The organism is Streptomyces sp. URMC 124 (genome assembly GCF_051386455.1).
In the GTDB taxonomy this organism is placed as follows: Bacteria; Actinomycetota; Actinomycetes; order Streptomycetales; family Streptomycetaceae; genus Streptomyces.
The window spans coordinates 1-6,298 of sequence record NZ_JBPQTS010000250.1 but is presented as its reverse complement, the minus strand read 5'-3'; the positions used below and the strand labels follow the sequence as shown (position 1 = coordinate 6,298).

Below are 6,298 nucleotides of genomic sequence, written 5' to 3'. Positions count from 1 at the left end.
GAGGTGGGGGGACGTGGGCTGTCGGGGGGAGGGACAGGACCGCTCGGGCGATGGCGTCCGCGTCGCCCAGCGTCACCGAGTCGACGCCCGGGCGGATGCCCGCCGCCGTCACCCAGTGGACGGACTCCGTGGGCACCCCGTAGGCGAAGCGGCGCGGGTGGGGCCGGCCGCGGCCGTCGACGACGTGGTACGGGCGCTCGGTGACGGCCAGCCCGCCCGTCTCGTAGCCCGTGCCCGCGGCCGTGGGGATGCGGTAGGGGGTGACCTGATCGGTGTTCAGGAGGTGGCGCAGCAGGGGGTCGGCGGTGCGGCGCAGGTCGGGCTCGGGCAGGCGGGCCTCGATCAGCACCCGGGAGCGGACGGGCGGGCCGGGCACGGCCGGGCAGTCGGCCGCGAAGGACGGCCCCTCGGGTCCGGCGACCTCCAGCCGTACGACGGTGCCGGGGCCGGTGACCTCCAGGACGCCCGCCTCGATGAGAGCGGCCATCTCCTCGATGCGGGAGGCGGGCGGGCCGATGGAGAGGAAGGCGTTGAGGGGGGTGTACCAGCCTTCGAGGTCGTCCCGGTGGGAGTCGCCCTCCAGGCCGCCGTGGTCGACGGCGAGCCGGATCTCGTTGCGCAGGTCGCGCAGGACGTCCAGGGCCGCCTTCAGCGGCCCGCTGACGTTGCCCTCGCGGGCGGCCCGCACGTCCGCGCGCAGGTAGTCCAGCAGCCAGGCGCGGAAGTCGGCGCGCCCGGTGAAGGCGCGGTCGCCGTACGGTCTGGCGAGGCGCTGCCAGTCCCAGCGTTCGGCGGGGTCGATGCCGAAGGCGTCGAGGAGCTCGGCGCGTTCGTCGTCCTTCTCCAGCGCCAGGAAGCGCTCCGTGAACTCCTCGCGCTCGCCCGCCCGGCCGAGCCGCTCCAGCAGCGTGCCGTAGTAGACGCCCTCCACCTCGCCGGCGATCAGCGGCCACAGGTCGGTGCCGAACCGCACGGGGCCCCCGCGCCCGGCGCGCTCGCGCAGGCCGGCGATGTAGCCGGCGGTGAGCAGCCGGGGCAGGTGGCGGCCGTGGGCGCCCTTCTCGTTCTCGCCGCGCGCGTGGTACGGGACGCCGCGCCGGGAGAAGGCGTACAGCCGGGGCTCCGCGCCGGACGGCCGGTAGACGACCCGGTCGCCTTCGCGGTCGCCCTCCCGGTCGAACGTACCGCCGCGCCCCGCGGTGAACAGGGCCATGTAGTCGAAGAAGTTCAGGCCCAGGCCGCGCAGCAGAACGGGCTGCCCGGGCGCGATGTGCCCGAGGTCGAGGTCGGCCGGGTTGACGGGCGTGACGTAGTCGAGGTGGTGGATGCGGGCCAGCGATGCCGTACGGGCCTCCCGGGCGGACAGCTGAGCGGGTACGTGCCCGAGCGCCATGACGACCGCGTCGAGCCGGTTGAGGCGGGTGCCGTCCTCCAGGCGGATGCCCTGGGGGCCGCCGGTGATGCCTTCAACGTCGGCCATGGCGACCGCGCGCGAGCGGTGGACCTCGACGGTCACGTGCGCGGGGGCGCGGGCGGCGATCCGCCGGAAGCAGGCGTGGAGGTAGCGGCCGTAGAAGGCGCGGGTGGGGTAGGTGTCGGGTCCGAGGGCGCGGGCCTCGGCGAGGGTGGCGGCGTCGTACGCGCCGGCCTCCCGGGCGGCTCCCCCGGACTCCCCGGCCTCCCCCGTCTCCCTGGCCTCCCCGGCCTCTCTGGCCTCCCTGTCACCGTCTCTGTCGTCGTCACCGGAGGCGACGGCGCGCGCCCACTCGTACAGGCTGGGCCCCGGTTCGACCGGGCCCTCGATCCGCGCGCTGTCGTCCGTGTACACGGTGATCTGCGAGGCCACGGTGTTCATCAGCAGGTGGGGGGACTGATCGGTGCGCCACACGGTGCCCGCGCCGGGCGCGGAGGGGTCGACGACGTGCACGGTCACCGCGCGGTGCGAGGGCGCGGCGCGCTCGTTGGCGCACAGCCGCTCAAGCACGGACAGTCCCCGTGGGCCGGCGCCGACGATGCCGACCTCGATACGACTGCTGCTCATGCGTATGCTCCTCCGTTCTGAGGGGGCTCCCGGGGCGGGGATGCACGGCGGTGCGGCGTACGGTTCCGGTTTCATCTGGCCGCCGCGGGAGGACGGGGGTCAACGCGCGGGGGCGGGGTCCGTCAGGTCCCCTCCACGGACACGACTCCGATGTGACATACCGTCATCCACCCTTTCCCCGGCGCTCTCCCCCGGTCGCCGCCCCGTGCGACCCTGGGCGGCATGCGCGCCGCCTACATCGATCGGCCCGGCCCGCCGGAGGAGATCGCGGTCGGCGAACTCCCCGCCCCGCGGCCCGCACCGGGCCCCGCCGACGTCCTGGTCGACGTCACCGCCACCACCGTCAACCCCGTCGACGCGCTCGTCCGTTCGGGGCGCTTCCGTACGCCGCTGCCCTTCCCCTTCGTGATCGGCCGGGACCTGGTGGGGACGGTCGCCGCGGCCGGGCCGGGCGCGCCCGGGTTCACGCCCGGCGACCCGGTGTGGTGCAACAGCCTGGGGCACGCCGGCCGGCAGGGGGCCGCCGCCGAACAGGCCGTCGTCCCCGCCGACCGCCTCTACCCGCTGCCGGCCGGGGCGCGGCCCGAGGACGTCGTCGCGGTCGCCCACCCCGGCGCCACGGCCTACCTCGCGCTGTTCACGCACGGCGGGCTGCGGCCCGGCGGGACCGTGCTCGTCACCGGAGCCGCCGGGAACGTGGGCAGCGCACTGGTCACGCTCGCCGTGCGGGCCGGCGCCCGGGTGGTGGCCACCGCCTCGGCGCGCGACGCGGCCTATGTGCGCTCGCTCGGCGCCGACGTGGTCCTCGACTACGCCGCCCCCGGGCTCGCCGGACGCCTCGCGGCGGCCACGCCCCGCGGCGTCGACGTGCACGTCGCCACCCACGGCGGGCACGACCTCGACGCCGCCGTGGCCCTGCTGGCCCCGCGCGGCCGGATCGTCCTGCTGGCGGGCGTCGCCGCCCGGCCCGTCCTGCCCGTGGGGCCGCTGTACCAGAAGGACGGGGCGGTGGTGGGGTTCGCGATCTCCCACGCGTCCACGGCCGAACTCGCCGAGGCGGCAGGGGTCGTAGGACGGCTCGCCGCCGACGGGCTGCTCCGGGCGCGGGACGTCGAACAGCTGCCGCTCGCGGCCGCCGCCGAGGTGCACCGCCGCATGGAGGACGGCCAACTGCGGGGGCGGAGGGTGCTCTTGCGGGTGTGAGGGCCGACTGCCCCTGCCCCTGCCGCTGCCCCTGCCGCTGCCGACGGGCCGGGCACCCGAGCCCGCCACCCCCCTGCACGCAACGCCGCCGGACCTGACTCACCCGTCGGGCCGCCATTGCCCCGGGCACCCGGCCCTGCGCACCCTGGAACCTATGACTCCCCCAGCCACCGAAGCCGGCGTCGAGGCCGGCGCCGCGATCCTCACGGTGCGGGCCCGCGTCCTCGTCGCCGCGTCGCCCGGCACCGTCTACGACACGGTCAGCGAGCTCGCCCGCAGCGGCGAATGGAGCCGCGAGTGCACCGGAGGCAGCTGGGTGTCCGGTACGCCGCGCACGGTCGGCGCCGTCTTCCGCGGCGAGAACCACCGCGGGGCGGACGTCCTGCCCTGGGCGCCGATCGTCCGCGGCCCCTGGACCACCGAATCCGAGGTCGTGGCCGCCGAACCCGGGCGCCTGTTCCAGTGGGTCGTCCGCGACAGCGCCGGGCGCCGCCAGGACAGCACGTGGACGTACGAGTTGGAGGCCGCCGGGGACGGTGGCGGTGGCCGTGCCGGGGGTCGCCGTGCCGGGAGCGGCTGCCTGCTCGTTCACCACTACCGGCTCGGCCGGCCCACCGAAGGGCTCGCGAAGATCTTCCGGCAGCTGGGCCCGGACGGGCAGCGGCGGTTCACCGCCGAGTGGAACCGCAAACTCACCGACGACGTGACGGAGTCGCTGTCCCGCATCAAGGACATCGTCGAGCGGACCGTCTGACAGGCCCGTGCCGCGAGGGCGGCCGAGGGGCGAGGGATGAGGAGAGATGCCGGACCGAGCGGCGCCGTCACGCCCGTCGGCCGAGCGGTGGGACGCCGACGACCCCGGCTTCTGGGCCCGGGGCGGGCGGCACGTCGCCCGGCGCAACCTGCTGCTGGCCGCGCTCTGCGGGCACCTGGGGCTGTCCGTCCGCGGCATGTGGCCGGTGATCGTGCTGTTCCTGCCCGCCGGCAGCGGAGCGGCGCCCGGAGCCGGTGACAAGTTCCTGCTGCTCGTCACGCCCGTGGTCGCCGGAGCGGCACTGCGGCCGGCCGCCGGGCGTGCCCTCGCCCGGCTCGGCGGCAGGGACCGCACCGCCGTCACCACGGCCGCCCTGGCCCTGCCGGGGCTCGCCGCCCTGTACGTCCTGCAGCGGCCCGGGGCCCCGCTGTGGCTGCTCCTGGCCGCCGCCGCGACCGCCGGAGCGGGCGACGCTGCCGCGGCCGCGCCGGTCGGCGCCGCCGCCTCCTACCCCCGGCGCTCGCGGGGGCGGGCCCTCGCCCTCGCGACCGCCGGGGGCGACCTCGGGCTCGCCACCGCCCAGCTCGCCGGGGTGTGGGCCGCCGTGACCGCGGGCGGCGCCTCCCCTGCCCGGATCGCCGCCGTCCACGTGCCGCTGACCGTGCTGGCGGCGCTGGTGGCCGCGCTGCGGATGGACAACCTGGCGGGTGGGAAGCGGGTGGGCGCGGACGGGCCGGCGGTCGTGCCGGCGGACGCGACGGCCAGGGCCCGGCGCGGGGCGGATCCTCACCTGGCGTGGCTGTCGCTGCTGTCCCTGGCCACGGCCGGCTCGTTCACGGGCTACGGGCTCGCCTTCGGGCTGGTGCTGCGGTACGAGTTCGGCACCTCCGCCCTGGTGGCCCTCGGCTGCGCGCTGCCGGCCACGCTGCTGGGTGCGGCCGCGCGCCCCTGCGGCGGGTGGCTGGCCGGGCGGTGGGGCGGCGCGCGGGTCACGCTGGCGAGCCTGTCGGGCATGGCGGTGGGCACGGGCGTGCTCGCCGTGGCGTCGTCGCGGGGCTCGGCCGGAGTGTTCACTGCTGTGCTGACGGTGCTGATCGTCCTCGGGGGCATGGGTGCCGGAGCCGTCGTGACCGTCGCTCCCCGGCTGTTCGGCGAGCGGGCCGGCGAGGCGATCCTCTCCGGCCAGGACGCGAGGACCGCCTTCGCGGCCGCCCGCCGGAGCACCGCCGTCGCCGCCGGGCTCACCGGGCCGGCCGGGGCGCTCGGGGCGGCGGCGATCGGCTTGTCCCTGGGCGTGGCCTACGACACGGGCTCGGCGGCCCCCGCGCTGTGGGGCCTCCTCGGCCTCTACTCCCTGTGCGCGGCGCTCACATGGACGCTCTACGCCCGCCGCGAGCCGCTTCCGGCGGGCCGGTCCCTGCGGCGCCACCCGGGCCACGGCCCGGCCCTCCCGGAGAGCCTCGGCTGAACGGTTCGCCTCCGGCGCGGGGTGGTCGGCGGTGCCGTCGTATCAACCGGCCGGCACGGCACCGCCGGACGCTGCCGCGGTGGCTGATCACCACCGCGGCGGAAAAAGGGCGCGAGCCGCACCCGGGCGGGCGCGGGCAGGCTCCTCCCACCGGCTGCAGCCAGACCACCGCACGGTGCCGCACCCTTCAACCCCGCCGCCACGGCGAACAACCACCACGGCGCAGCCCGGCGGTGCCGAACGCACAGCACGTGGCCTCGGCACCGCCGGACATCCACATCGTGGCTAAGCACCACCGCGGCGGAAGAAAGGGCGCGAGCCGCACCCTTCAACCCCGCCTCCGCCGGGCGGGCGCGGGCAAGCCCCTCCCACCGGCTGCAGACAGACCACCGCACGGTGCCGCACCCTCCATTCCGCCGCCACGGCGAACACCACCACAGCGCAGCCCGGCGGTGCCGAACGCACAGCACGTGGCCTCGGCACCGCCGGACATCCACATCGTGGCTAAGCACCACCGCGGCGGAAGAAAGGGCGCGAGCCGCACCCTTCAACCCCGCCTCCGCCGGGCGGGCGCGGGCAAGCCCCTCCCACCGGCTGCAGACAGACCACCGCATGGTGCCGCACCCTCCATTCCGCCGCCACGGCGAACACCACCACAGCGCAGCCCGGCGGTGCCGAACGCACAGCACGTGGCCTCGGCACCGCCGGACATCCACATCGTGGCTGAGCACCGCCGCGGCGGAAGGAAGGGCGCGAGCCGCACCCTTCAACCCCGCCTCCGCCGGGCGGGCGCGGGCAAGCCCCTCCCACCGGCTGCAGACAGACCACCGCA

General features: G+C 76.8%; 4 protein-coding genes. 3 read left to right on the top strand and 1 reads right to left on the bottom strand.

Annotated features, from left to right (window positions below; all coding sequences use genetic code 11):
- Window positions 1-2,041 (bottom strand): FAD/NAD(P)-binding protein (locus tag ACSNOG_RS31440; protein WP_436756110.1); only part of this gene is annotated, 2,041 nt, incomplete at its 3' end.
- Between the two features lie 222 nt (window positions 2,042-2,263).
- On the opposite strand from ACSNOG_RS31440, the gene ACSNOG_RS31435 reads away from it, so the two are divergent.
- The 3 genes from ACSNOG_RS31435 to ACSNOG_RS31425 all read left to right on the top strand — a co-directional run bounded on the left by ACSNOG_RS31435 (window position 2,264) and on the right by ACSNOG_RS31425 (window position 5,466).
- Window positions 2,264-3,244 (top strand): NADPH:quinone reductase, encoded by a 981-nt coding sequence (locus tag ACSNOG_RS31435; protein ID WP_436756109.1) that lies wholly within the window; start codon window positions 2,264-2,266, stop codon window positions 3,242-3,244.
- A 154-nt stretch (window positions 3,245-3,398) separates the two neighbouring features.
- Entirely contained in the window at window positions 3,399-3,998 is a 600-nt protein-coding gene (locus ACSNOG_RS31430) for an SRPBCC family protein (RefSeq protein ID WP_436756108.1), read from the top strand.
- A gap of 46 nt (window positions 3,999-4,044) precedes the next feature.
- Window positions 4,045-5,466 (top strand): MFS transporter, encoded by a 1,422-nt coding sequence (locus ACSNOG_RS31425; protein ID WP_436756107.1) that lies wholly within the window; start codon window positions 4,045-4,047, stop codon window positions 5,464-5,466.
- The last annotated feature ends 832 nt before the right edge of the window (window positions 5,467-6,298 follow it).

What these genes read in the sequence shown, in the direction of transcription:
- ACSNOG_RS31435 (WP_436756109.1), top strand. Translation starts at nt 2,264, where the DNA reads ATGCGCGCCGCCTACATCGATCGGCCCGGCCCGCCGGAGGAGATCGCG.
- ACSNOG_RS31430 (WP_436756108.1), top strand. Translation starts at nt 3,399, where the DNA reads ATGACTCCCCCAGCCACCGAAGCCGGCGTCGAGGCCGGCGCCGCGATC.
- ACSNOG_RS31425 (WP_436756107.1), top strand. Translation starts at nt 4,045, where the DNA reads ATGCCGGACCGAGCGGCGCCGTCACGCCCGTCGGCCGAGCGGTGGGAC.